Here is a 24,072-nt window from a genome sequence, read left to right as displayed (position 1 = left end):
GCTTCGCTGGCGGTGGCGACCCGGTCCCGCGGACGACCAGTACTCTTGACTGTCGTGACCGCTGCCGAATACGCCGACCAACTCAAGGATCTTGACGCTACGCTCCGCAACATCGAGGCCGTCCTCGATGTCGATCGTCTGCGTCAGGCCAAGGCGGAGCTGGAGGAGGCGGCCTCCGCGCCGGACCTGTGGGACGACCAGGCTCGCGCGCAGGAGGTGACCTCCAAGCTTTCGTACGTCAACGGGGAGATCGCCAAGTTGGAGAGCCTGCGCGGTCGGCTCGACGACGCCCGGGTGCTGCTGGAACTCGCCGAGGCGGAGGCCGACGCGGGCGTGCTCGGCGAGGTCGGGACGGAGATCGGCGGGCTGACCAAGGCCATCCAGGAGATGGAGGTTCGCACCCTGCTGTCCGGGGAGTACGACTCCCGGGAGGCGCTGGTGGCGATCCGGGCGGGTGCCGGTGGCGTGGACGCGGCCGACTTCGCCGAGATGCTGCTCCGGATGTACCTGCGCTGGGCCGAGCGGCACGGCTACCCGACCGAGGTCTACGAGACGTCGTACGCCGAGGAGGCGGGCCTGAAGTCGGCCACCTTCGCGGTCAAGGTCCCGTACGCCTACGGGACGCTCAGTGTCGAGGCCGGCACGCACCGGCTGGTCCGGATCAGCCCGTTCGACAACCAGGGGCGCCGGCAGACCAGTTTCGCCGGGGTCGAGGTGCTGCCAGTCACCGAACAGACGGACCATATCGACATTCCGGAAAACGAGCTGCGGGTCGACGTCTACCGTTCGTCAGGGCCGGGTGGACAGAGCGTGAACACCACGGACTCGGCGGTGCGGATCACACACATCCCGACGGGCATCGTGGTCACCTGCCAGAACGAGAAGTCCCAACTCCAGAACAAGGCGTCCGCGCTGCGCGTGCTCCAGGCCCGGCTGCTGGAGCGGAAGCGCCAGGAGGAGCAGGCCAAACTGGAGGGCCTGAAGACTGACGCCGCGGGGTCGTGGGGGGACCAGATGCGGTCGTACGTCCTGCACCCGTATCAGATGGTGAAGGATCTGCGTACGGAGCAGGAGACCGGCAACCCGGCTTCGGTGTTCGACGGTGATTTGGATGGATTTATCGAGGCGGGCATCCGGTGGCGCAAGCAGCGCCAGCTCGCCGGTGACGCCGCGTGAACACGGCTCGCGTCCACCTCGCTGCGGTGCGTCGACATCGGTGATCGTTTCCATGTGCGGGGCGTGAGGGACGCCGGACGCAGTGCAGTTTCGGGATAAATGTCGGCCGGACAGGCCGGGCTCCGGGCTTGGCCTTTTCGTTACGACGCGTAGACTCACCACCCGTGATTCAGCTTGAGCAAGTGACGAAGACGTACCCGAAGGCGTCCCGGCCGTCGCTCGACAGCGTGTCGGTCTCGATCGAGAAGGGTGAGTTCGTCTTCTTCATCGGCCCCTCCGGTTCCGGCAAGTCGACAATCATCAAGCTGCTGCTGCACGAGGTGACCCCGAACAAGGGTCGGGTCATGGTCAACAACAAGGACGTCACCTCGATGCGCTCCTGGAAGATCCCGAACTTCCGGCGCTCGATCGGCTGCGTCTTCCAGGACTTCCGGCTGCTGCCCAACCGCACCGCCTACGAGAACGTCGCGTTCGCCCTCGAGGTCATCGGCAAGACCAAGGCGGTCGCCCGCCGGGTCGTGCCCGAGGTGCTGGAGCTGGTCGGGCTCGGCGGCAAGGAGCACCGCTACCCGCACGAACTCTCCGGCGGTGAGCAGCAGCGCGTCGCGGTGGCGCGGGCCTTCGTCAACCGGCCACTGATCCTGCTGGCCGACGAGCCGACCGGAAACCTCGACCCGGACACCTCGATCGAGATCATGCGCCTGCTGGACCGGATCAACCGCACCGGTACCACGGTCGTGATGGTCACCCACGACTCCAACATCGTCAACCAGATGCGCCGTCGCGTCATCGAGATCGAGAGTGGTCGCATCGTGCGTGACCAGGCCCGGGGCGTCTACGGCTGACCTCCCCGTCGTGCCGTCGCGGCCAGCCCTCGGTCGCGCCCGGCACCGGCCCTGATTCGACGACGAACGACTCCTGCGGAGATCCGGAAGGAACCCCCCGATGCGCTTGAAATACGTCCTGTCCGAGGTGTTGGTCGGGCTGTGGCGCAACGTGACCATGACCATCGCGATGATCATCACGATGGCGGTCTCACTCACCATGCTCGGCGCGAGCGGCCTGATGTACCTCCAGGTCGACGCCATGAAAGACGCGTACTACAAGGACATCGAGGTGTCGATCTTCCTCGTCGCGGGCGTGACCGAGGAGCAGCGCACCCAGTTGCAGACCGACCTGGAGGGCGACCCGCTCGTCCGGGAGGTCAAGTACGAGTCCAAGCAGGAGGCGTACGAGCGCTTCCAGAAGCTGTTCGCGGACTCACCCGACCTGGTCAAGGCGGTGCAGGCGGACAAGCTTCCCGAGTCGTTCCGGGTCAACCTCGTCGACCCGGAGCAGTACCAGAAGATCTTCGACACCTACAAGGGCCGCGAGGGCATCGACGACATCATCGACCAGCGCCGGCTGCTCGAACAGATCTTCAACATCCTCGGCGCGATCCAGAACATGGCGCTGGTCTCGGCGTCGGTGATGGCGATCGCCGCGCTGCTGCTGGTCGCGAACACGATCCAGGTGGCCGCCTACAGCAAGCGCCGTGAGGTCGCGGTGATGAAGCTGGTCGGTGCCTCCAACTGGTTCATCCAGGCACCGTTCGTGCTGGAGGCCGTGGTGGCCGGCCTGCTCGGCGCGATCATCGGGTTCGGCGCGCTCGTGCTGGGCAAGATCTTCCTGCTCGACGGCTCGCTGCGGGACCTGACCGACCTGCTCACGCCGATCGAGTGGAGCACGGTGCTGCTGATGTTCCCGTTCATGGCCGGAGTCGGTGGCCTGGTCAGCGCGATCACCGCCTGGGTGACGCTCCGGTTCTACCTGAGGGTCTAGCTCTCTGCCGCGGTCGCGGCTGTCGATCAACCGCAGGGCCCCTGGCGCGTGAAAAGCACGCGCCAGGGGCCCTGCGTCGCGAGGTAGCATTGCGCGGTTGTCCACGGGTACGACGAGGAAGGGGTGTGTGCCGATGCCACGGGAGAAGGGGCGGAAGGTCGTCGCCTCCAACCGCAAGGCGCGGCACGACTACGCCATCCTCGACACCTACGAGGCGGGCATGGCGCTGACCGGCACCGAGGTCAAGTCGCTGCGCGCCGGCCGGGCGTCCCTGGTCGACGCCTTCGCCCAGGAGCGGGACGGCGAGATCTACCTGCACGGCATGCACATCCCGGAGTACGCCCAGGGGACGTGGACCAACCACGAACCCCGGCGTACCCGCAAACTGCTGCTCAACCGCCAGGAGATCAGCCGGCTGATCGGCAAGCTGAAGGAGAGCGGCCTGACCCTGGTGCCGCTCTCGGTCTACTTCTCCGACGGCTGGGCCAAGGTCGAGATCGGCCTGGCCAAGGGCAAGAAGTCGTACGACAAGCGGCAGGATCTGGCCAAGCGGGACGCCGAACGCGAGATCTCCCGGGTCGCCGGCCGGCGTGGCAAGGGCATGGGCTGACGGTCTGGTCCGGCCGTCCGGCGGCGCCCGTCGCGGCCCCGGAGTCGCGTCTGGGACGGCTGTGACGGACGTTACCGCCGAGTCGTCCGGTTCGAGCGGTGTGGCGGGGCGGTATCTGGAATGAAGTCGGCGGGCCGAGGCGTTAGGCTTGGGGTGGCCGCCGACAGGCGGTGCGGAAACTCCACCGGTCCGCGTCCGGACCAGTGGGACACAGGGGGTGACTGGTTTCGACTTCGTACGTTACGGCAGGGGAAGCGAGCCGAGGAAGCCGACGTCGTCTCGAGAATCGTTCGTCGGAAACCAATAAGCGCCAATCAGAATCGCGCTGACTTCGCTCTCGCCGCCTGAGGCGGGTAGCAAGTCTGTCGGCCTGGGAGTGCCTTCGACCCAGTTAGCCGGCATCAGCTAGGAGGCTGGCCAACCGGACCCGGTCGCGGGGTCCGTGCGGCGAGATTAATCAGCGACTGGGCCCGTCACACCGACTCGCTCGCGTGATCGGAGGGGCCGAGTAGAGGCACAGCGAGCTGCGCTCGGAGAAGCCCTGGCAAGGCGACGAAGGACCCGGGTTCGATTCCCGGCACCTCCACGACAACAGCGGCGCCCCGGTCCGGCAGGACCGGGGCGCCGCCGTCTCCACGTCAGCCCGACCCGGCGGGACTCGGAGCCGTCGCCGTGGCTGGTGGGGCCGCTGTGCCCGGTGGGACCTACGGGACAAATGAGCCGGACCGCAAGGGTCGACAGCGGTGCACGGCGGGCCGCACCATCGGGGTTACGTTCCGGTAGGTGCCGCTCTGCGGGAGGTGGTCATGCCGACCGACCCGAACCAGCACCAACTATCGATCTCCGTGCCGTCCGCGGTGCCGTCGTTGGCAACGCCGACCGGGTCGACGACGTTACGGATGGCCCGACGGCGCCGGGCCGCACTGCTGGGCGAGATCCACGTCCTTGAGCAGGCGATCGCCGCGCCGGCCCGGGATCCCGGCTGGCGACCCCGGGTCCGGTCCAGCCTGGGTGGACTGCGGGGGGCCTTCGCCGAGCACATGGTGAGCACCGAGGGACCTGACGGGCTCTACGCCGAACTGCTGGACCACGCGCCGCGACTTGCTCGGGGCGTACACGTGCTGATCCGGGAACACGCGGCGGTGGTCGCCACGATGGCCGCCCTGCAACGCCGGGTCGACCTGCCGGACATCGGCGTGACCGAACTCCGGAACCGGGCCACCGATCTGCTCCGGGAACTGTCCCGGCACCGGCAGCGCGGCGCGGACCTGGTCTACGAGGCGTACCAGACGGACATCGGCGGGGAGACCTGACCGGACTTCCGCATTGGCCGCGCCCGTGCGCAGGGCAGCTCGACCGGCGGCGTGCTGCCGTCGAGGCTGTCGGCCCTGCTCAGGGCAGCTCGACCGGCGGCGTGGTGCCGTCGAGGCTGTCGGCCCTGCTCAGGGCAGCTCGACCGGCAGCTTGATGCCGTCGAGGCTGTGCGGGCACGGGCAGTCGCGGTCGGTGGAGAGCCGGCCGACCGCGTCGAGCAACACCTCGCGCAGCCGCGCGGTGTTCTCGCCGAAGACCCGGAACACCTCCTCCTGGGTCACCGCGTGCCCACCCTCCACTCCGGCGTCGAGATCGGTGACCAGCGCCACAGCGGTGTAGCAGAGCGCCAACTCGCGGGCGAGTACCGCCTCCGGGTGCCCGGTCATGTTGATGACCGCGCCACCGATCGCGGAGAACCAGCGCGACTCGGCCCGGGTGGAGAACCTGGGCCCCTCCACTACCACCATCGCGCCACCGTCGTGCGCCTCGATCCCATGCGCGGCCGTGGCGGCCAGCACGGTGTCCCGGCCCCGTGGACAGTACGGGTCGGCGAACGAGACGTGCACCGCGCCCCGGTCGTAGTAGGTCTGCGCGCGGCCGCTCGTCCGGTCGATGAGCTGGTCCGGGATCACGAACGTCCCCGGGCCGAGTTCCGGCCGCAGCCCGCCGACCGCGCAGGGGGCGAGAATCTGGCGTACGCCGAGCGACCGCAGCGCCCACAGGTTCGCCCGGTAGGGAATCAGATGCGGTGGAAACCGGTGGTCGCGTCCGTGCCGGGGCAGGAAGGCGACCGTACGACCCGCCACCTGCGCCACCGTGATCGGATCGGACGGCGGCCCGTACGGCGTCTCGACCCGGTGCTCGGTGGCCTCCTCAAGCAGGGCGTAGAGCCCGGATCCGCCGATCACCGCGAGTTCCGCCTGCGGACCCATGCCCCCGCCTCTCCTGCTCAGCTCTCGTCCGGGCTGCCAATTGTCGTCAAAGCGCTCTGTGGACTAGCCCTACAGACCTTAACCAGCACCAGTGCCGCAAGCTATGGTGCGTGGCATGGCGTTTACTGCGCGCAGGATCACCATCGATCCTGTGGATCCGGCGAGGCCGGTGAAGGGCCGGGTCGTGGTGACCGACGACGAGACGCGGCGGCGGTCCGGGGAGTGGTTCCTGGTCCTCGGGCCGGCCGAGTAGCGGTGGCTGGCGTGTTCGGCGAGGGGCAGGCGATCGGGGGACGGTCGATGGAGTCGATGACCGGGCAGTTGCTGGTCGCGACCCCTGCGCTGAAGGACCCGAACTTCGACCGGACCGTGGTGCTGCTGGTCGCCCACGAGGCGGGTGGCGCACTCGGGGTGGTGCTCAACCGGGCCACCGAGGTACCGGTCTCCGAGGTGCTCGGCGCCTGGGGCGGACTGGCCCGGGACCCGGCAGTACTCTTCGAGGGTGGTCCGGTGCAGCCGGAGTCGGCGATCTGCCTGGCCCGGATGCGTACCCCGACCCAGCGGGTGAAGGGCATCCACCAGGTCACCGGGGCGGTCGGCACGGTGGACCTCTCGGTCGACCCGGACCGGCTCCGGGATTCCGTCACCGGGATACGCGTCTTCGCCGGCTATTCGGGCTGGTCGCCGGGACAGGTCGAGGAGGAGGTCGCCCGGGGCTCCTGGTTCGTCCTGGACGCGCTGCCCGGCGACGCGTTCATGGAGCGCCCCGACGACCTGTGGCCGATGGTGCTCCGCCGGCAGGGCGGGATCATGGCGGCGGTTGCGCACTTCCCGCCGGACGTACTGCTCAACTGACCCAGGGCGGCACGGTAGCCCCTCGGATGACCCGGGCCGCGAGGGTGTGTACTATTGCGCGGGTGCCCGGGAGACCGGGCAGGCAGTAAAGCAAGGGGCCGTGGCGCAGCTGGTAGCGCACCACACTGGCAGTGTGGGGGTCAGGGGTTCGAGTCCCCTCGGCTCCACCCTTGCGTGAGACATGGCGGTAGCCCTGGTCGGGAGCGACCCCGAGGAACCAGGGCTACCACTGGCTTAGGGCGTCGAATTCCTCTGCGTGCCAGATCTGTGCCAGATCAGGTGGCGGCCGTGCTTCTTGCCTGTAGCGTGCCAAAACTAGTACGACGGCCTTGACCTGGTCTTCTGAAGATCGGCTCAGGCTGCTCGGTGGTACTCGTTGATCACTCCACCGAGTCGTCTTCGGCGTCGTACGGGCTTGTCCATGGGGATGACGACGGTCGGGTCGTGGTTGGGTGGGCGCTGCTGTCGTCCTTGGTGTGGTCGGTGGTTGTTGAAGTGGTCGACGTACTCGCCGACCACGGCCTGCGCGTGCCGTTCGTTGTAGAGCAGCATGTGGTCGGTGCATTCCTCCCGGAGGCTGCGCCCCCAGCGTTCGATGAAGCAGTTCGCTCGCGGGGTGCGGGGCGGGGTCTTGACCACCGTGATGCCCTCGGCGGTGCACGCCGCGTCGAAGGCGGCGGTGTACTTGGTATCGCGGTCGCGGATGAGGAACCGGAATCGGTTGGCATGCTCGCCCAGGTCCATGAGGAGGTTACGGGCTTGCTGGGTCACCCATTGCCCGGTGGGGTGGGCGGTGATGCCGAGGAGGCGGACCCGTCGGGTGGCCACCTCCATGACCACCAGCGCGTACAGGCGCCGCAGCAGGACGGTGTCCAGGTGGAAGGTCGATCGCCAGCAAACCCGCCGCCTGGTTGCGCAGGAAGGCCCGCCAGCTGGTGTCCTGCTGGCGGGGCGGCGGGCCGACACGGCGGCGGGCCAGGATCCGTCGGATCGTGCCGGCGCCGATCCGATAGCCGAGCCGCTGTAGTTCGCCTTGAACGCGGCGGTGTCCCCATCGCGGGTTCTCTCCGGCCAGCCGCAGGACAAGGTCCCGGACCTCGTCGCTGACCGGTGGCCGGCCGGGCTTGCTCGGGTAGGTCCAGCGGTGTCACACCAGCCGGCGATGCCAGGCCAGCAACGTGGCCGGGGTGACGATCCGGTGTGCCCGTACCCGGCGGGGCAGCAGGCGGGCCAGGGCGGACAGGATCGCCCGGTCCGGCCAGGACAGCCGCGGCCGGCCATGAACGTGGCTGCGTAGCACCGCTGTCTCGTGCCGTAGCGCGAGGACCTCGACCAGCAACGCTCTGTCGCTGCGGATCAGCAACCCCAAATCGCTGAACAGGTGGATCATTCCCAGGTACAGCAACCGCATGACCATACCGGGCGGGGTGCGACGCGGGATCAGTCGAAGAGCTTGTTGCGTTCCTCGCGCAGCGGACCCATCTCCTCGTCCGGGGTACCCGTCAGGTTCCCGCCAACCTCGATCAGGTAGAGCGCCAGCCACATGACGCCCTTGGCAGCCTGCTCGAATACCCAGCCGAACCCGTCGCCGAGCGCGCCGGTGATGCCGAGCGCGGCCAGGTACGTCGTATTGAAGACGGCCCGAAGCGCCGCCCAGATCATGTTGAGTCGTCCCGACTGTCCCCGTCCGCCCGCCCTGATGATCACGATGATCGTGACGACGACCGCGACGACGGCGGCGCAGGCCGCGAGGGCCTTTCCGATCCACCGGAGGATCGCGGCGATCGCGTAGAGCAGCATCGCGATGAGCGCGAGCAGCGCCCCGACCACGAAGAGGATGATCGCGGCAATCCACTTGAGCACCGTCAGCACCACGTCGAGGGCGTTCGCGGCGGCACTGCCGGCCTGCCCGCCCCATGCCATGTCGCTGCGGAGCTGCGTCAGGTCGCCGTGTACGCGGAGGGCCTCCTCGGCAACCGAGCGATGCCGCTCGGCGGCGGATCGCAGCGCCTCGAAATTGGCGTCAGCCTGACGCAGGGGTTCAAGAATGTCCGGCAGCCTCTGGCCGTATAGGCCTTCTATCCGCCGGACGTCCGACATGTCGATGCCGTACATCTCGGCCACGTTAGCCATGTGTCTCTCCCGGCAGGTTGCGTAGCATCCGGTCAGCACCGCGGAGATCGGCCTGCTCGTACCCGGCGGCTGCCGCCAGGATGCCGTCAGTGAACCGGGAGAGGCTTTGTCCGACCAGCGAGAGACCGTCGACGAAGGCCGAGTTTCCGTCGCTCCAGACCGTGGCGGCCTGCTGTCCGACGGGGAGTTCCGGGAACTGGCTCCGGTCCGGCACCGCGCCCCCGTCGCTGAGGCCGCGGGACAGGACGTCAACCCGGCCCGCCAGCTCTGCCAGCCTGGCTGCGACGCCGCGCAGGTGATCTGGGTCGGCCGATATGTCGCTCATGAGGTCTCCTCGATTTGGGGAAACTGCTCGGTCGGGTAGAGATCGGGAAATCGGCCGCCGGACGCCGAACGTATGACCCTCACCAGCGCCTCCGGTGGCTGCTCGAAGCGGTCGAGGGGTACGTCAAGGATCCAGCGGGACGGGTTGACCAGGCGTTGCACGAGATGTCTCACGGGGGAGGCCTGGACGGTCGCGTCGGTCGGGCCGGCCTGTCCGGGTACCCGCCTCGCGAAGATCAGCCGACGCGACCGGCGCGGTCGGGCCGTGACGACGACGTGGTCCAGCTCCGTCCAGGCGACGGATCCGGCGACGGCGCCGGACCAGTGCGCTCCGGCGTCGTCGAGCACCAACGTGAAGTCTCTGAGCAGCGCTGCCTGGCGACGGAGGTACCTGCCGACGAACATCAGCGGTGCGGCGACGCAGATCCCTCGTCCCGCCCAGAGGAACAGACTGGTGGCGAATCGTAGGTCGTCCCCGGACACCCACCGGATGCCGAGCAGCACGACGGCGACGATCGCCACGACGGTCGAGGCGGCCAGCAGCGCGGCGCCCGCGAATTCCATACCTCGGCCGAGCGCCGAGCGGGACGCGCCACCGGCAGGACGAGTTCGGATCGTCGATCGCGCCTCGGGCGATACATCCATTCGCGGCCTCCGATCGAACTTGCATCGACGGTATGGTGAGGCATCGCTGAGTGGTCGAGAGGTGGACCCATGGTAATGAGCCGCGAGCCCGAGCGGGACCCGTCGCCGATCCGGTGCTGGCTGCCCTTGACCGGGTCAGCGGACATGGGCGATCGGAGGACGGGCTGGTGCGGGCCGCCATCAACGGTGGCGGCATCCCCAGCGAACTCACCATCGACGCCGAGGCGATGCGGCAGGCCCCTGCGGCGCTGAGCGCGTCGATCCTGGAGGCGCTGCGCCACGCGCACGAGGATCTGGGCGTTCAGGTGGGACAGGAGCTTGCCAGGGCCGCCGATGCTGGTGACCCTGCCGGTACTCCGTCCGCTGCGGCCGATGCCGCCCGAGCTGCCGATGATCTCGATCGAATGGCCCAGGACGTGTCCGGGGAGTTCGAGGTGATGCGCCGGCGCCTCTTCGACGCTATCGACGGCAGATAGGAGTCGAAGTTCCGCACCCGTCGCCGGCCGGTCACGCCCGCTCCAACGCCTGCGCGAGATCGGCGATGAGGTCGTCCGGATGCTCGACGCCGACCGCCACGCGGACGCCGCCCGGCGTCACCCCGGCCGCCCGCTGCTCGGCTTCCGGAAGCTGCGCGTGGGTCGTCGAGGCGGGATGGGTGGCGTACGACCGCACGTCCCCGATATTCGTAACATAGGAGATCAGCCGGAGCGTCTCCATGAACCGGACGCCCATCGCGTGGCCGCCGGTCAGTTCGAAGAAGACCAGGGGCCCGAAGCCACCGTTCAGGTAGCGCGCGACGCGCTCGGCTTCCGTCCCGGTGGCCAGACTCGGATGGATGACACCGGCAACCTTAGGGTGCTCGGCCAGGAACCGTGCGACGGCCAGCGCGTTGTCCGAGTGCGCGCGGATCCGCAGCGGAAGTGTCTCCAGGCCTTGCAGCAGAAGGAAGGCGTTGAACGGGCTCAGGCACGGTCCGAGATCACGCAGCAGCGTCTCGCGCATCTTCAGTAGATAGGCACTGCGTCCGAGCGCGCCGCTCAGTTTCGTGCCCGTCCGGGTCCACACCACACCGCCGTGCGCCTCGTCGGGTTGGGTCAGCAGCGGGAACCGGCCTGCATGCTCAGCCCAGTCGAAGCGCCCGCTGTCCACGATCAGGCCACCCAACGTCGAGCCGTGCCCGCCGATGCACTTGGTCGCCGAATAGATCAGGATATCGGCGCCGTGTTCGATCGGCCGGCAGGCGTACGGAAGCATCGTGTTGTCGAGGATCAGCGGAACGCCCAAGGCACGACCCAGCTTGGCCACCTCCTCGATTGGGAACAGTCGCAACCGTGGGTTGGGCAGCGTCTCTCCGAAGTAGCATCGGGTCCGGTCGTCGGTCGCGGCCGCGAAGTTCTTCGGGTCGTCCGGGCTGACGAAGCGCGTCTCGATGCCGAACCGGCTCAGGGTCTTGGCCAGCGGCAGCCAGCTGCCGCCGTACAACTCCTGCGAGCTGACCAGGTTGTCGCCGGCCTGGCACAGGTTGAGCACCGCCAGGGCGGTCGCCGCCTGTCCGGACGCCACCGCGAGCGCGGCGTCACCACCGGTGTTGTCAGGCCCAGCCGAACCTCGGAACCGCCATGGACGGCGGCGCTCTCCCGGTTGACGTAGGCCCCGCCCGGTTCCGCACCTTGGGCGCGGCCCGCCTCGTCATGCCGCGACACGGTGCGGCTCCGTCCTACCGGCCGGTGCCGGTTGCTCGTCGAGCATGGGGATGATGCTGGTGAGGGCACTCGTTTGGTCCTCCGGACCCTTGGTGCAGAGTCCGCCGATGGCCGCGTCCAGCGCCGCGTAGTTGGGATCCCGCAGCCGGATCTGCCGGGCCTTGTGCAGATTCCAGAACGGCGTCCGAGGATCCAGGTGATGTTCCAGGTGGTAGTTGTCGTTGTGAATTCCGGTCAGCCATTTTTCCAGGCCGCGGCTCTTGCGGTTGCGTGTCATGTAGAGATCGATGCTGTGGTCCCGGACCAGTGGCGTGTGCTCGGACAGTTCGATGTACCAACCGAGGATCTGGAAGCTGGTCAGGAACGGGATCACCCAGAACAGCAGCAGTCCGTCGAGGGCGCCTGCGTACCAGCACAGACCGGCGACGACGGTCCAGAACGACCAGAAGGCCGCCACGTCCAAGCGCTTCTTCCGGCGCTGAACCGGTGACCGCGTCTGTTCGGGCCGGCCCTTGCCCTGCAAGACCAGGTACCGGTTGCGGACCAGGTAACGCAGATATGCGACGGTCTGTCGGCCGAGAGCCGGCCACACCAGTACGCGACCGATGTACCGGGCCCGCGAGGCTGGCGTGTAAACCTTCTCCTCCATGAAGAACTGCAGGTCCGGGTCACCATCCGGATCTCCCGGTCTGGGTTGATGGGTGAAGACGTGGGAGGTCTTGTAGGCATAGTGCGTCTGGAAGATCGGGTACCTGTCAGCACCGTACCGATGATTATTTGCGGCCTCCTGTCGGCGGCGGCCGACGCCGTGGGCGCAGTCGTGCAGAATGGTCGACAGGCCGCGCTGGCGTGCGCCGATGACAAGGACCGCTACCGGATACAGCCACCACGAGATCAGGTGGCAGGCGGCGGCGTATCCGGCGATCAGGGCGATGTCCGTGCTCCAGGCGAGCAGGGGTGCCAGTTGTCGCTCGTGTTGAGCGTCTTGATGTCCTTCTCGACGTCGGCCGGGAAACGGTACATCGTGTACCGCCTGCCCTGATACGCCCATGTGATGGCGCCCAAGACCGAACCTCCGTGATCTCTCAAGTCTCGTGATGCCGAACTGGTGCACAACAGCGATCCCCGTCGCGCTCCGCCGACCCGTAGCCTGATCGTCGTGTCCTTTGACCGACAACCCGTGCTCACCGGCACCCTCGTCCGTCTCCGGCCGCTCACCGCCGACGACCTGTCCGGTCTGCAACTGGTGGCTTCCGATCCGCTGATCTGGGCGCAGCACCCGGACCGGCAGCGTCACACCCCGCAGGCGTTCCGCCGCTTCTTCGACGACGCGCTCGGTTCCGACGGCGCGCTGATCGCCGAGGACACCTCCGACGGCGAGATCATGGGCGCGTCCCGGTATCACGGGTACGACCCCGAGGCCAGCGAGATCGAGATTGGGTGGACGTTCCTCGCTCGGAAGTACTGGGGTGGAGCCGTCAACGGCGAAATGAAACAGCTTATGTTGCGCCACGCGTTTCGCCAGGTCGACTCGGTGATCTTCCTGATCGCTCCGGAGAACGCCCGCTCCCGGCGTGCTGTCGAAAAGATCGGTGCGGTTCCGGACGGTCGTCGCCTGGACGGCGGTGGCCGGGACTGCCTGCTCTACCGAGTGACGGCGGCGGCGTGGAAGGCTGCTCATCAGGACACATAGAGATGCTCCTGCTCGATCTCGCGGATCCGGGCGTAGTCGTTGATGATCTGCTGCCGATCCGGTGAGATGAGATAGACGAAGCCCGGTGAGGTCACCACGTCGATCGTCCGTGGGATCTGGTGTCCAGCCGGGAACGCCAGCACGTCGTCGGGCGGCACCCGTCCCCACGCGTACGGATTGATGAGGGAAACGTGACGCGGACGCTCGATGATCCGGTAGGCGATGTCGTCGAGCGTGGCGAATGCCGGGGGATCGGTGAGGGAGAGCGCCAGCAGATCCACCGCCGACGCGCATGACACGACGTTGTCCGTACCCGCGCTTGCCACTGGCTTCAGCACGACGGGCCACCCCACGGAGGACTCCGCCCACTGGACTACCTCGCCTGGGCCGCACGGTCAGGGTGAGCCGGGACCAAGCGTTTGGTGCTCTCAGGTCGAGTAGCCGGGAGGGGTCCAACCTCCGGCTTTCACAGATCTGGACGTAACAGTCTCACCGTGAACGCTCTTGGTCAGGGGACCATCGACGGCCGGGCTTTCGCCATCTGCCGCGGCATGACTCATGGACTGCCCGGGCGATCGGTGGAGACGATGCCGTCGAGTGCCCAGGCGCACCGTCGTTGCGCCCAGCAGGGTCGCGGCGGCCAGCGGCAGCCACAGCGCCGCCGCGCCCAGGGTGAGCAGACCGGTGATGATGATGGGATCGACTGCCCGGGCCAGGCCGTAGCTGAGCTGCCAGCGGGCGAGCGCGCGCCCCATCAGGTGTGGCGGTGCTGACTCGATCACCAGCGGCACGCTGCTGCCGGTGTAGAGAATTTCACCCAGCGTGTAAGGCACGATGACCAGCGCGACGAGCACCGTGCCGGGGCCGCCGCCGGTCGCGCCGCCGAGCCAGAAGGCGAGGTAGGAGCCGGCGAGCAACAGGCCGGACCAGAAGAGCACGGTGCGGTGCGGCCACTTCGCGAGGCGCACGACAACGACCAGCTGCAGCGCAATCACCATGACGGTGTTGGCGACGAAGATGCCCGAGGGCCACGCCAGGGACGCGTGCAGGTCCTGCACCAGCAGCAGCGGCAGGGCGATCTCGAGGATGTCGGCGTAAAACGCGTACGGAATGCCGGCCAGAGCCAGGATGGTAACGGTGCGTAGGCCGGCACCGCGCGCTTCCTTCGTCGCCGCGGCCGGGGCGGGGGCCGGAACATCTTGATGGGGCAGCGGCACCCGGGCGATCACCGCCGCGCCGAACGCGCACCCGAGCGCCGTCGCCAGCGCGAGCCAGCGGAGCACCTCCGGCCCGCTCGCGACCAGAACCGTGCCGAGCAGGGCGCCGGCGCCCAGGCCGGCGTTGCGCAGCGAGCGGCCCGCGGCCAGCGCCGCCGTACGCTGGGCCGGGCCAGCCAGCGCGGCGACCAGCGCGGAATTGGTGGGTGGAGCGATCTGCGTGCCGACGCCGATGAGCACCGCACCGATCGCGAATCCGGCGATGCCGGGCACCAGGGCAAGCAGCAGCGACCCCACCGCTCGCACCAGTAGCGCGGCGACGGCGGGGGCCCGCCGCGCTCCGTGGTCGATCCACCATCCGGCGAGCGGGACGGCGCCGAGGCCGGCCAGCATGCCGACGGTCAGCGTCATACCGGCCTGCCACGCGCTGAGCCCGATCAGCACGGCGTAGATCACGATGAACGGGCGCAGCATCCCGGAGGTCGCTGCCTCGACTGTGGCGCTGAGCGCGTAGCGGCCGCCGCCCGGGATGCGGACCAGCTCACGAAGCGTCGTACGGGTGGTCGTCACGGCTCCGATCGTCCGGCCGTACGGCTGCGAAGGGACCCCGGTTGGCCAGCGTCGTCAATCCATGCCTCGTCGATTGACAAACCACGTCAATCGGTATGACCGGGCGCGGACCCCTGCCATGATCGGTACTGTGGTCACCTCGGTCGACATCGCCGGCGTACCAGCCGATCGGATCCGGATAACGCCGTCGCCGCTCGCGGAGCTCGGCGCGGTGCTGCACGTGCTCGCGGAGCCGCAGCATCATCCGGACACCGCCGCGGCGGTTGCGATGATGGCGGCTGCCCTTCCCGCAGAGCTGGCTCCAGACCTCGAGGAATTTGGTCTGCTCTGGCACTCCGGCCGGGCCGACTTTCTGTTCCCGTCCGACCCACGGCCGAGCCTGCGCGAGGAACTGGACGACGTCGACCGCCTGGACGACGAGCGCTGGGTCGCTGCGGCGCTCGCCGCCCATCGGGCCGTCTCACCGGCGCCGCGAATGTGGTCGCCGCTGCGTGACCCGATCGTGCGGCAGCGGGCGCTGGCCGCGGCCCGCGCCCGAGGGCCGCGGCAGGCGGCGTGGGCCGAGCGGGTGCTCGCCGATCCGGCCGCCGAGCGCGAGCGGGTACGACGCTTTCTGCTCGCCTGCGAGTCCGCCTTCTTCGCCCCGGTCTGGAAACGCGTCCGCCCAGCGCTCGCCGAGGAAGCCGACCGTCGACGCTTCGACCTGGCCCGCGAGGGTATCGGCGCCCTCGGCCGGATCTCGCACGCAATCGGGGTCGACACCGAGCGCGGCATGTTGACGATCGACAAGCTGCAGGACCAGACCGCAGACGGTCGCGGCGGCGGGATGACGCTCATCCCGAGCGCGTACGGCGCACCGCATATGACCGTCGTGTACGCGCCCGGCTGGCTGCCCGTGCTGCAGTACCCGGCGCCGGGCTGGGACCCGCGCCCGGTGTTGCGGGTGGACGAGCTGGATGCTCGGCTGACCGCACTTGCGCACCCGCTGCGGCTACGTTTCTGCCGCACGCTCGCCCGAGGTCCGCACACGACCGGCGAGCTGGCCGACTTTTGGCGGGTGACGGCGCCGGAGGTGTCCAGGCACCTCGCGGTGCTGAAGGCGGCCGGGCTGCTGATCTCGGCGCGCCGCGGCCGCTACGTGACGTACCGCCTGGACATGGAGGCCTGCACCGGCCTGGGGCAGCAACTGGTGGACGTCCTCGGGCGCTGAACAGCCAGGACCCGTACGTGGGCAGGAAGACGAGGTTGACGTTGGTTCGTTGCTTCCGCCTGAGGGGTCCGGGGCACAATCCGGCCCCGACCTGCTGGCGGCCTCCGGCCAGCATTGGCCGGCCGACCACGCACAACGGGGGAGCAGCGTGCCAGATCCGTGCTAGGTCAGTAGGTTACGTTGGGTGATTGACGCCTACCGCAACCACCGGAGTGCGGCGTCGGCGGTGTCCTCGGGACTGCTGTTGAAGGCGATGGCCGCGCCGGGTGCATGCTGCCGGACAAGGTTGACCACCTTCTCGAAGAACTCGAGCAACGGCTCGTGCTTGCGGATACCGCCCCCGATGACCACGCAGGCGTAGTCCGTTCGGGTAAGCGCCTCGACGATCGCTCCCTCGGGGTTCTCGTCGGGTACCACCAAACACAGGTCGGCCTCGATGCCGTGATCGGCGAAACGGGCCTGGCCACGGGCTATCGCCGCGACGACAGGCTCAGGATCCCAGCCAGGGATCCTGACGGGATCGATACCGATCACCAGCGTTCGCCCCAGCGTCATGCGTCCTCCTACCGGCAGAAAACCGTCCACCACAGCATCGGCGCTTGCCGCCCAGTGGCATGGACGCCACGTCGATGGTGGCGGGCTGCAGGCTTCGAGAGGTCGGTATGTCCGACTACGAATCGGACCAGCTCGGGCTGTCGTCTGCGGGCGGGAGACCTCGGCCGCTGGTCGTCGTCGGTTCCGGCGGAACGTCTGGTCGCTGATGTGACTGAGGCCATAGACATCCGAGAACTCCGAGGGGGCTGCCCGTCGTCTTGCCTGGTGTGAGAGGGAGCTTGGACGGGCTCGACGAGGGTGAGCTGCTGCGCCGCGTCGCGCGGAGCGACCGGCGTGCCTTCGACGAGCTGTATCGGCGTACCGCGCCCTGGTTGACGGTACGGCTGCGCCGGCGCTGCGCCGACGACGACGTGGTGGCCGAGGTGCTGCAGGAGACCTACCTGGCGGTGTGGCGTTCGGCCGGCAGCCAGGCGCACGCCTCGGCCGGGGGCAGCGCCCTGGGCTGGCTCTGGACGATCGCCGCCCACCGGCTGATAGACGCGTTCCGCCACCGGGCCCGCCGGGAGCGGGTCCCGGCGGTACGGACCTTCGAGACCGTGGCTCCGGCGGCCGAGGAGGAGGCGCTGGCCGGCGGGATCGACGCCGATCTGGAGCGGGCCCTGCTGGCGTTGCCGTCGGAGCTGCGCCAGGTGCTGCGCGCGATGGTCCTCGACGGACTGACCGCACGGGAGACCTCGCTGCTGCTCGGAGTACCGGAAGGGACCGTGAAGACCCGCGCGCGGCGGGCCCGGATCGCGTTGCGGGAGGCGCTGTCATGACCACTCATCCCACCCCCGCCCTGATCTCCCGGTACGCCGCCGGAGCCGTGGGCGTCGACGACGTGACCGTCTGGGCCGTCGAGGCGCACCTGGAGTCCTGCCCCGGCTGCCGGGCGCTGCTGGCGACCGCGGCCGACCCGGGCACCCGGGACCTGCTGGACCGGGTGGCCGACGGCATCGCCGCCGGTATCGCCGCCGGTCCGGCACCGGCGCGTCGGAGGCGGCTGCGGCGCACCGGCGTCGCCGTCCGGGTCCTGCCCTGGCTGGCCATGGCGGTCGGGCTGATGCTCGCCGCGGTCGTCTTCGAGCAGACCTTCGACAACCTGCCCTCGCTGGTGCTGCTGATCGCGCCGGTGGCGCCGCTGCTGCCGGTGGCCGCCGTGTGGAGCCGGCGTACCGATCCCGCCTGGGAGTTGATGGCCACGGTGCCCCGTACCGGGTTGTGGCTGTTGCTGCGCCGCACGTTGGCGCTGCTCGCGGCGGTCGTACCGGTCCTGGCGGTGGCGGGTTGGTGCACGGGGCACGCACCGGCCCTGTGGTTGCTGCCATGTCTGGCCTTCATCGCCGGAAGCCTGGCGCTGGGCGGGTTGATCGGGGTGGACCGGGCGGCACTCGCACTGGCCGGCACCTGGGCCGCGACGGTGGTGGTGCCGAGCCTCTCCGTCCACCGGCTACCGGTGGTGCTGGAGGGCGGTAGCTGGCCCGGCTGGGCGGCGACCACCGTGGCGCTGCTGGCCGTGGTGCTCGTCCGGGCCGCCGACCATCGCCGGCTCGGCGTGGGCCGCACCTGACCCGGGCGCGCCGAAACCCGGCGATCCGCCCGCTTCCCGTACGGCCCCAGCGGCGCACGGCCTCAACGAATAGGTAAATGTCAATGCGCGTGACGGGTGAACGACGAATGGAGAGATCATGATGCGCGCGGTCAGCGCGGCGGAGATAACACCGACCACCTACGCGTGGGCGGTGCACGCCGAGAAGCTGCTGGTCCGAGCCGGACGGCACCTGGCGGTCAACGGGCTCGACCTGGCGCTGGGCACCGGCGTGCACGGGCTGCTCGGCCCCAACGGCGCCGGCAAGACGACCCTGATGCGGGCCCTGGCGACGGTCGTGGCGCCGGCCGGTGGGCGGTTGAGCCTGCTGGGTGACGACGTCACCGGCCGTGCGGACCTGCGTCGGGTACGGCGGGTCCTGGGTTACCTGCCGCAGCATTTCGGCTTCTATCCGCGCTTCACCGTGCGGGAGTTCGTCGAGTACATGGCCTGGCTCAAGGAGATGCCGAAGGCGACGATTCCCGGTGCCGTGCAGCGGGCCGTCGAACGGGTGGGGCTGGCGGAGCGTGCCGACTCCCGGATGAAGACGCTATCCGGCGGCATGCTGCGCCGGGCCGGCATCGCCCAGGCGATCGTCAACGACCCGCAGGTGCTGCTCCTCGACGAGCCGACCGTCGGCTTGGACCCGGAGCAGCGCCTCGACTTCCGCGAGCTGCTGCGCGAGATCGGCGTGGACGGCTGCGTACTGGTCTCCACCCACCTGGTCGAGGACGTCGCGGCGGCCTGCACCGACGTGGTGCTGCTCCACGAGGGCCGGCTGGTGTGGCAGGGCACCGCGACGCAGTTGGCGCAGGAGGGCGGCGCCGCCGACGCGGGTGACAGCGCCGCCGAGCGGGGCTACTCCGCCCTGCTGCGCGCGCACCGTGCGCAGGTGTCGGCGTGATGGGCCGGATCCTCGGCATCGAACTGCGCCGCTCGGCCGCCGTGGGCGTCGCCCTGTTGTCGCTGGTGGTCAGCACCGCGGCGCTGCTGTCGTTCCCGCAGGGCTTCGCGGGGCGCTGGATGCAGCTGGCGGTGGCCGTCCGGTTGATGCTGATGCTGTCGTGGCCGCTGGCGCTGGCCGGTGGAGCGTGGCTGGGCCGCCGCGACGCGCGCAGCCGGGTCGACGAGTTGTTCGCCAGCACCGCCAGGCCGCGGTGGCAGCGGGTCCTGCCGACCGCCGCCGCGCTCGCGGTCACGCTGGTGGCCGGGTACGCCCTGACGTTCCTCGTCGCCGCCGGGTGGGTGGTCCCGACGGCGGGATATTTCCCGATCACCGCGATCGCGGTCACCGCGGTCGGCGCGCTGTCGGTGATCGCCGCGGGCTGGCTGGGCATGGCCGTTGGTCGGGCGGTGCCCCGGCTGGTCACCGCACCCGCCCTCGCCGTGGCCGGGGTCGCCCTGGCGGGGTTGCTCCCGGACTGGCTGAGTGCCGCCGCCTACCCGGGCGACCCCGCCAGGGTCGAGCCGGCGGCGCTGCTGCTCACGCCGGTCTACATGGGCGAGCTGCACGACTTCCAGACGGTCGTGGCGCGGGTCAACCTCACCCAGGCGTTGTGGCTGGCGGCCCTCGCGGCGACCGGGCTCCTGCTGCTCGGCGCGGTCGGCCGTCGGGCGGTCGCGCTGGCCGTGCTCCCGGCGGTGCTCGGCGCCGCGGTGGCCGTACCGCTCATGCCCACCGGGGGCTACGACGCGGCGGCGGCCGTCGATCCGGGCGCCGTCGAACTGGTCTGCGACAACGACGGCCCGCAGGTCTGCGTGACCCGGGTGCACGCCAGTCTGCTGCCCGACGTGGTCAGCCCGGCCCGGCAGGCCCTGACCATGATGGCGGCCAAGCTGCCCGACGCTCCCGTCCGCGCGGTGGAGAGCCGCCAGATCACCCTCCCCGCGCGGCCGGTCCCGGCCACGGCCGGGCCCCGGTCCGACACGCTCGTCTTCCCCGGACCACCGATCGGGCGTACCGGGCGGGCCGACGTCTCGGTCGAGCCGATCCTGCCGTCCCTGCTGCGGGCGGCCTGGCAGCCGGACTGCGGCGACGGGTCGGAGCAGAGCGCCGAGGCGTACCTGGCCCGCGCCGTGGCCGCTGCCTGGCTGACCGGTCAACCACCGGCCCCGGAGGACTGGTGGGCATCCGGGGAGCGCAGGCGGGTGGAGCGCGCGTACCAGGCGCTGGTCGGCCTGCCGCAGGACGAGCAGCGACGCCGGATGGCCGCAGCGCGCGAGGCCGTGCTGGACTGCCGGAGCGACGCCCTGCTGTCGATCCTGCCCAGGGAGACCCTGTGAGGTGGCTCGGGTTGTACCTGCGCTCCCGGCGGGTCCCGCTCGCGCTGACCACCGCCGCGGCGGCGGTCGCGGCGACCTGGGCTCTGTGGTCGGTCTTCGCCGAGACGCCGACGATCAGCCCACGGCTGTTGAGCCTCACCGTGATGCTCGCGGCGGTCGCGTTCACGCACACCCTCAACGGCGCCGACGATGCCCTCGACCGCACCGCCTCGATCAACTGGCCGGTACGCCGTGCCGGTCACCTGGTGGTCACCGCCACCGCGATCATCGCGCTGCTGTTCGCCACCGCCACCACCGACGCGCGCTTCGAGCCGCTCGCCCTCGTGCTGCGCGACACCGCGGGCATGCTCGGGCTCACCGCCCTCGGCGCTGCTCTGCTCGGCGCCGCCCGCTGCTGGATCGCCCCGCTGACCTGGACCCTCGTCACGGTCCTGCCGTTCATGGGACCCAGCCCGAACCTGAACATGCAGGTCGCCGGCTGGCTGGTTCAACCGGCCGGCACCACCGCCGCGACCGTCTGCGCCACCGTCCTGGCGGTGAGCGGTCTGCTCGCGTACACCCTGCGTGGCGGGCCGCCGCGCCCCGCCGCCGAGACGGCCCCGGACCACTGACGCAGCGCGGACGATCGGGCCGAACGCCCGGTACGCCGCGCCGAGCCGGGTCAGCGGAGCCGGGTCAGCAGGGCCGGGCAGCAGCCCCGCTTCGGCCGAGCGGTGCCGGTGCCGGTGCCGGGGCGCTCGGCGTACCAGTCCCGCATCCGGGTGACGGCGTCGGGTCGGCTCTCCGCCACGGTGAGCTGGAACCGCGCCGATCGCGCCGGCCGGAGGGTGGCGACGACGTCCCCGACGTACAGCCGGAGGTCCTTCGCCTCCTCCCAGAGCACCGGGCCGGTGGCGGCCGCGTCGACCAGCCGCCGCCAGTCGGCGTCCGCCGCCGACACCGTGAGCCGTTCGCCGTGTGGCCAGCGGCGCCGCCACCGGGCGCCGAGCCCCTGGTCGAGTTCGCGCTGCGTCGGCGCCGGCACGAAGGCCAGGTCGGCGTGCTCCATGGCGTGCCGGAAGTATCGCCGGGCCTCGGCCAGGGCCGGTCGGCCGTCGAGCCGGGTGCCGACCTCGACACCGGAGAACATCCCGTGTACGGCGTCGAAGTTCGCCGAGAAGAGCGCACCGTACCGGCCGTCGGCGATCACACCCTTGGCGTGGGTGTCCGAGTCGCCGTGGACCGTCACGCCCAGTTCGGCCAGGGCCGCCGTGTCGGCCCGGTGCTCGGGGACGTTGTTGCGGGCCCGGACCAGCAGCCGTACGTCGAGGTCGTGCGCGGCCATCGCCCGGCGCAGCGGATCGAGCAGCAGGTCGGGCCGGTCCCGGATGCCGACCAGGCTGAAGGTGGCGAGCAGCAGCTCCCGCCGGGCCCGACCGATCACGTCGTGTACGGCATCGAGGATGCCCCGCTCCCGGTGCGGCCCGGCACCGTCCTCGCCGTCGTACGTCCAGATCACGCCCGGCCCGCCGGCCAGCGGTGGCACGGTGACCGGGCTCGGTGCCGGAGTACGCCGGTGCAGCGCGTACTCGGCACCGGGCAGCGCCGCCCAGGTGCAGCCGGCGAACCAGAGCCGGGTGAAGAACCGGGCCAGCCGGTCGACCTCGGCCGGGTCGCCGACCAGCACCCCGTTCTCCCCGGTCGCCCGCTTCCGCTCGGTGTCGACCAGGGCGCTGGTCTCCAGGTTGGCGCTGGAGACCAGCGCCACGCTGTCATCGACGACCAGGAACTTGGCGTGGCAGCCCTCGTGCCCGCGCAGCGCGATCCCGCGCCGGGTCAGCTCGTCGAACCGCTTCTTCTGGGCCTGCACGTCGACCTCGTCGACGTCCTCCAGACTGGACAGGTCGCGCTTGAGCGACTGCTCGGTCCAGGAGGTGACGACGTAGACCCCGCCGTGCAGCCGGTCCACGGCGGCGAAGAGCGCGTCCAGCAGTTCCCGGTCGCCGATCCGGAAACTGGCCAGGAAAATCTTGTGCCGGGCACCCTGGATCAACTCGATCGCCGCCCGCCGGATCGAGGTGACGGAACCCCGGTAGGTGAACCGGTGCCGGTATTCCCGGTCGGCGTCGGGCGCGTCGAGGAACGGCTGCCCGGGTGCGTTCCGGAGCAGGAAATATCCCTCCGGTGCGGTGACCGCGCCCAGATCCAGCTCCTCCGGCAGCACAGCACCGTCAGGCATAACGGAAGTCCTCCGCCTCGCGCAGCGCGTACACCAGACCGGGGAATCCCAGCCGCCAGGCCCGGTCGCGCAGCTCGGGGCTGCGGGGCAGGGCCGTGACGTCGGCACCCGGCTCGGCAGCGGCGGTGATCCGGCGATCCACCTCGATCAGCGCCTCGGCCGTCCGGTCGGCACCGACCAGGTCGATCGCCACCTCGACCACGGCGTCCTCGCTCCGGGCGGCCAACCCGAGCGGCAGCGCGAGATTCCGGCCCTGGTCGGCGAGGCGCCGGGCGATCGCCCCGGAGATCGAGCAGCGCCACCGGCCCGGTCCGGTCCGGTCCGTCCGGGGCGCCACCCGCTGCGTCCAACCGAGCAGCCCGTCCCAGGCCCGGGCCCGGGTTGCCGGGTCGTGCAGCGCGTCGACCAGCCCGAGCCAGTGTTCGGCGAGCCCGACCGCGCCGGGCAGGTCGAGGCTCACCGGATCGCGCTTGCCGTCCCCGGGCAGGGTGAGGACCGGGCGGTACCGGTCGCCGTCGACCCGCAGCTCGCCCCGGCACCGGTACACCGGGCACCAGCCGTTGCGGCTGATCACCGGCGACTGGGTCACGGGCTCTGCCACCTCGGTGGTCTCCTCGCCCACCCCGGCGACCGTGCCGGCGGCCAGCCGGGCGCGCAGTTCGTCGGTGAGCGTGCTGCTGGCCAGCCGGGGCGGCATCGGGGCGTTCCCGGCCGCCCGGGGGCGGAGCCGCTCGACCTCGCGCAGCCCGGAGGAGCGCGGGTCGAGCACGAGCAGGTCTCCGGTGCGCGGCAGGAGTACGACGTCCAGGCTGACCTGCCGCTTCCGGTACACCGTCCGGGTCCGGGCGGCCCGCTCGGCGCCGGGCGACAGTGGCCGGTACCCGTCGCCGTCCCGGCCCAGTGCCCCGGCGGCGACCAGCCGGCGCGCCGCCACCGGCAGCAGCGTCACCCCGGGCAGGTTGGTGATCTCGAAGAACTCCTCCGGGTCGGCCCGGCCGGTGGTCATCGCCAACTCCAGCACGAACCGCTCCAGCGGGGTCATCTGCACCGGCGCGGCGCGTTCGAACGACACCCCGCGCCACCAGCGGATCGGCACCAGCACCTCGGGCAGTACGGCGACGGTCCCGGGCGCCGGCTCGGCGGGCGGGTCGGCCGGGACGAACTCGATCATGCGACACCCCGCACC

The 24,072-nt window shown here is 70.3% G+C and carries 28 protein-coding genes, 1 tRNA gene, 1 other RNA gene and 1 pseudogene; 17 read left to right on the top strand and 14 right to left on the bottom strand.

Annotated features, from left to right (window positions below; all coding sequences use genetic code 11):
* Positions 1-54 precede the first annotated feature (54 nt).
* The 6 genes from prfB (at position 55) to AAH979_RS22385 (ending at position 4,920) form a co-directional block, all read left to right on the top strand.
* A complete protein-coding gene (gene prfB / locus AAH979_RS22410; protein ID WP_346260075.1) occupies positions 55-1,176 on the top strand; it encodes a peptide chain release factor 2 in 1,122 nt (373 codons plus the stop codon).
* 164 nt (positions 1,177-1,340) lie between these two features.
* On the top strand, positions 1,341-2,021 hold the full coding sequence (gene ftsE, locus AAH979_RS22405; protein ID WP_101369892.1) for a cell division ATP-binding protein FtsE: 681 nt from the start codon (positions 1,341-1,343) through the stop codon (positions 2,019-2,021).
* 100 nt (positions 2,022-2,121) lie between these two features.
* Positions 2,122-2,997: a permease-like cell division protein FtsX gene (gene ftsX, locus AAH979_RS22400; protein ID WP_346260074.1), complete on the top strand. Its 876-nt coding sequence runs from the start codon at positions 2,122-2,124 to the stop codon at positions 2,995-2,997.
* A 133-nt stretch (positions 2,998-3,130) separates the two neighbouring features.
* Positions 3,131-3,607 (top strand): SsrA-binding protein SmpB, encoded by a 477-nt coding sequence (gene smpB / locus AAH979_RS22395; RefSeq protein WP_346260073.1) that lies wholly within the window; start codon positions 3,131-3,133, stop codon positions 3,605-3,607.
* Positions 3,608-3,820: 213 nt separating this feature from the next.
* Positions 3,821-4,196, top strand: a transfer-messenger RNA (tmRNA) gene (gene ssrA, locus AAH979_RS22390).
* 217 nt (positions 4,197-4,413) lie between these two features.
* The gene (locus AAH979_RS22385) at positions 4,414-4,920 is read left to right on the top strand and encodes a hypothetical protein (RefSeq protein WP_346260072.1); all 507 of its coding nucleotides are present in this window, start codon (positions 4,414-4,416) and stop codon (positions 4,918-4,920) included.
* Positions 4,921-5,049: 129 nt separating this feature from the next.
* Here AAH979_RS22385 and AAH979_RS22380 read toward each other — a convergent pair whose 3' ends face one another.
* The gene (locus tag AAH979_RS22380; RefSeq protein ID WP_346260071.1) at positions 5,050-5,853 is read right to left on the bottom strand and encodes an S-methyl-5'-thioadenosine phosphorylase; all 804 of its coding nucleotides are present in this window, start codon (positions 5,851-5,853) and stop codon (positions 5,050-5,052) included.
* A gap of 115 nt (positions 5,854-5,968) precedes the next feature.
* Here AAH979_RS22380 and AAH979_RS22375 point away from each other — a divergent pair, with 115 nt between their 5' ends.
* The 3 genes from AAH979_RS22375 (at position 5,969) to AAH979_RS22365 (ending at position 6,875) form a co-directional block, all read left to right on the top strand.
* The gene (locus AAH979_RS22375) at positions 5,969-6,106 is read left to right on the top strand and encodes a hypothetical protein (protein WP_346260070.1); all 138 of its coding nucleotides are present in this window, start codon (positions 5,969-5,971) and stop codon (positions 6,104-6,106) included.
* An 11-nt stretch (positions 6,107-6,117) separates the two neighbouring features.
* Positions 6,118-6,708, top strand: a complete 591-nt coding sequence (locus tag AAH979_RS22370) for a YqgE/AlgH family protein (protein ID WP_318402109.1) — start codon at positions 6,118-6,120, stop codon at positions 6,706-6,708.
* A gap of 94 nt (positions 6,709-6,802) precedes the next feature.
* Positions 6,803-6,875: transfer RNA gene (locus AAH979_RS22365), tRNA-Ala, on the top strand.
* A gap of 187 nt (positions 6,876-7,062) precedes the next feature.
* Here the strand turns inward: AAH979_RS22365 and AAH979_RS22360 are convergent.
* The 6 genes from AAH979_RS22360 to AAH979_RS22335 all read right to left on the bottom strand — a co-directional run bounded on the left by AAH979_RS22360 (position 7,063) and on the right by AAH979_RS22335 (position 9,729).
* Positions 7,063-7,542: an integrase core domain-containing protein gene (locus AAH979_RS22360; RefSeq protein ID WP_346260069.1), complete on the bottom strand. Its 480-nt coding sequence runs from the start codon at positions 7,540-7,542 to the stop codon at positions 7,063-7,065.
* A complete protein-coding gene (locus AAH979_RS22355; protein ID WP_346260168.1) occupies positions 7,460-7,783 on the bottom strand; it encodes a hypothetical protein in 324 nt (107 codons plus the stop codon). Before AAH979_RS22355 ends, AAH979_RS22360 begins: the two co-directional genes overlap by 83 nt.
* Positions 7,784-7,855: 72 nt before the next feature.
* Complete coding sequence (locus AAH979_RS22350; protein WP_346260068.1) at positions 7,856-8,113, bottom strand: hypothetical protein; 258 nt, start codon at positions 8,111-8,113, stop codon at positions 7,856-7,858.
* Positions 8,114-8,148: 35 nt separating this feature from the next.
* The gene (locus AAH979_RS22345) at positions 8,149-8,823 is read right to left on the bottom strand and encodes a hypothetical protein (RefSeq protein ID WP_346260067.1); all 675 of its coding nucleotides are present in this window, start codon (positions 8,821-8,823) and stop codon (positions 8,149-8,151) included.
* A 10-nt stretch (positions 8,824-8,833) separates the two neighbouring features.
* Positions 8,834-9,166 (bottom strand): hypothetical protein, encoded by a 333-nt coding sequence (locus AAH979_RS22340; RefSeq protein ID WP_346260066.1) that lies wholly within the window; start codon positions 9,164-9,166, stop codon positions 8,834-8,836.
* The gene (locus tag AAH979_RS22335; RefSeq protein WP_346260065.1) at positions 9,163-9,729 is read right to left on the bottom strand and encodes a hypothetical protein; all 567 of its coding nucleotides are present in this window, start codon (positions 9,727-9,729) and stop codon (positions 9,163-9,165) included. Before AAH979_RS22335 ends, AAH979_RS22340 begins: the two co-directional genes overlap by 4 nt.
* A gap of 131 nt (positions 9,730-9,860) precedes the next feature.
* On the opposite strand from AAH979_RS22335, the gene AAH979_RS22330 reads away from it, so the two are divergent.
* Entirely contained in the window at positions 9,861-10,286 is a 426-nt protein-coding gene (locus AAH979_RS22330; RefSeq protein ID WP_346260064.1) for a YbaB/EbfC family nucleoid-associated protein, read from the top strand.
* A gap of 31 nt (positions 10,287-10,317) precedes the next feature.
* On the opposite strand, the pseudogene AAH979_RS22325 reads toward AAH979_RS22330, so the two are convergent.
* Together AAH979_RS22325 and AAH979_RS22320 are read right to left on the bottom strand one after the other, a co-directional pair.
* Positions 10,318-11,382: pseudogene (locus AAH979_RS22325) on the bottom strand (PLP-dependent transferase); the annotation flags it as partial.
* A 117-nt stretch (positions 11,383-11,499) separates the two neighbouring features.
* Positions 11,500-12,564 (bottom strand): fatty acid desaturase family protein, encoded by a 1,065-nt coding sequence (locus tag AAH979_RS22320; protein ID WP_346260063.1) that lies wholly within the window; start codon positions 12,562-12,564, stop codon positions 11,500-11,502.
* Positions 12,565-12,672: 108 nt separating this feature from the next.
* On the opposite strand from AAH979_RS22320, the gene AAH979_RS22315 reads away from it, so the two are divergent.
* The gene (locus tag AAH979_RS22315; RefSeq protein ID WP_346260062.1) at positions 12,673-13,206 is read left to right on the top strand and encodes a GNAT family N-acetyltransferase; all 534 of its coding nucleotides are present in this window, start codon (positions 12,673-12,675) and stop codon (positions 13,204-13,206) included.
* On the opposite strand, the gene AAH979_RS22310 is transcribed toward AAH979_RS22315, so the two are convergent.
* Both AAH979_RS22310 and AAH979_RS22305 read right to left on the bottom strand, forming a co-directional pair.
* A complete protein-coding gene (locus tag AAH979_RS22310) occupies positions 13,194-13,544 on the bottom strand; it encodes a hypothetical protein (protein ID WP_346260061.1) in 351 nt (116 codons plus the stop codon). The two genes, AAH979_RS22315 and AAH979_RS22310, sit on opposite strands and share 13 nt — an antisense overlap.
* 90 nt (positions 13,545-13,634) lie before the next feature.
* Entirely contained in the window at positions 13,635-14,993 is a 1,359-nt protein-coding gene (locus tag AAH979_RS22305) for an MFS transporter (RefSeq protein ID WP_346260060.1), read from the bottom strand.
* Between AAH979_RS22305 and AAH979_RS22300 the strand changes: the two genes are divergently transcribed.
* Positions 14,983-16,203, top strand: a complete 1,221-nt coding sequence (locus AAH979_RS22300) for a DUF5937 family protein (protein WP_346260059.1) — start codon at positions 14,983-14,985, stop codon at positions 16,201-16,203. The two genes, AAH979_RS22305 and AAH979_RS22300, sit on opposite strands and share 11 nt — an antisense overlap.
* Positions 16,204-16,398: 195 nt before the next feature.
* On the opposite strand, the gene AAH979_RS22295 is transcribed toward AAH979_RS22300, so the two are convergent.
* A complete protein-coding gene (locus AAH979_RS22295; RefSeq protein ID WP_346260058.1) occupies positions 16,399-16,758 on the bottom strand; it encodes a hypothetical protein in 360 nt (119 codons plus the stop codon).
* Positions 16,759-17,024: 266 nt separating this feature from the next.
* Between AAH979_RS22295 and AAH979_RS22290 the strand changes: the two genes are divergently transcribed.
* The 5 genes from AAH979_RS22290 to AAH979_RS22270 all read left to right on the top strand — a co-directional run bounded on the left by AAH979_RS22290 (position 17,025) and on the right by AAH979_RS22270 (position 21,279).
* The gene (locus AAH979_RS22290) at positions 17,025-17,576 is read left to right on the top strand and encodes an RNA polymerase sigma factor (protein WP_346260057.1); all 552 of its coding nucleotides are present in this window, start codon (positions 17,025-17,027) and stop codon (positions 17,574-17,576) included.
* Positions 17,573-18,367, top strand: coding sequence for a zf-HC2 domain-containing protein (locus AAH979_RS22285; protein WP_346260056.1), 795 nt, complete (start codon positions 17,573-17,575; stop codon positions 18,365-18,367). The genes AAH979_RS22290 and AAH979_RS22285 overlap by 4 nt, the downstream gene beginning before the upstream one ends.
* A gap of 118 nt (positions 18,368-18,485) precedes the next feature.
* The gene (locus AAH979_RS22280) at positions 18,486-19,289 is read left to right on the top strand and encodes an ABC transporter ATP-binding protein (protein ID WP_346260055.1); all 804 of its coding nucleotides are present in this window, start codon (positions 18,486-18,488) and stop codon (positions 19,287-19,289) included.
* Positions 19,286-20,668, top strand: coding sequence for a hypothetical protein (locus tag AAH979_RS22275; RefSeq protein ID WP_346260054.1), 1,383 nt, complete (start codon positions 19,286-19,288; stop codon positions 20,666-20,668). The genes AAH979_RS22280 and AAH979_RS22275 overlap by 4 nt, the downstream gene beginning before the upstream one ends.
* The gene (locus AAH979_RS22270; RefSeq protein WP_346260053.1) at positions 20,665-21,279 is read left to right on the top strand and encodes a hypothetical protein; all 615 of its coding nucleotides are present in this window, start codon (positions 20,665-20,667) and stop codon (positions 21,277-21,279) included. The genes AAH979_RS22275 and AAH979_RS22270 overlap by 4 nt, the downstream gene beginning before the upstream one ends.
* A gap of 50 nt (positions 21,280-21,329) precedes the next feature.
* On the opposite strand, the gene AAH979_RS22265 is transcribed toward AAH979_RS22270, so the two are convergent.
* Together AAH979_RS22265 and AAH979_RS22260 are read right to left on the bottom strand one after the other, a co-directional pair.
* Positions 21,330-22,886 carry a phosphatidylserine/phosphatidylglycerophosphate/cardiolipin synthase family protein gene (locus tag AAH979_RS22265; protein WP_346260052.1) on the bottom strand — a complete coding sequence of 519 codons (1,557 nt, stop codon included), beginning with the start codon at positions 22,884-22,886 and terminating at the stop codon, positions 21,330-21,332.
* Complete coding sequence (locus tag AAH979_RS22260; protein ID WP_346260051.1) at positions 22,879-24,057, bottom strand: hypothetical protein; 1,179 nt, start codon at positions 24,055-24,057, stop codon at positions 22,879-22,881. Before AAH979_RS22260 ends, AAH979_RS22265 begins: the two co-directional genes overlap by 8 nt.
* Positions 24,058-24,072: the final 15 nt, after the last annotated feature.

Source organism: Plantactinospora sp. ZYX-F-223 (genome assembly GCF_039649625.1).
GTDB lineage: Bacteria > Actinomycetota > Actinomycetes > Mycobacteriales > Micromonosporaceae > Plantactinospora.
This window is presented reverse-complemented; position numbering and strand designations above follow the sequence as displayed.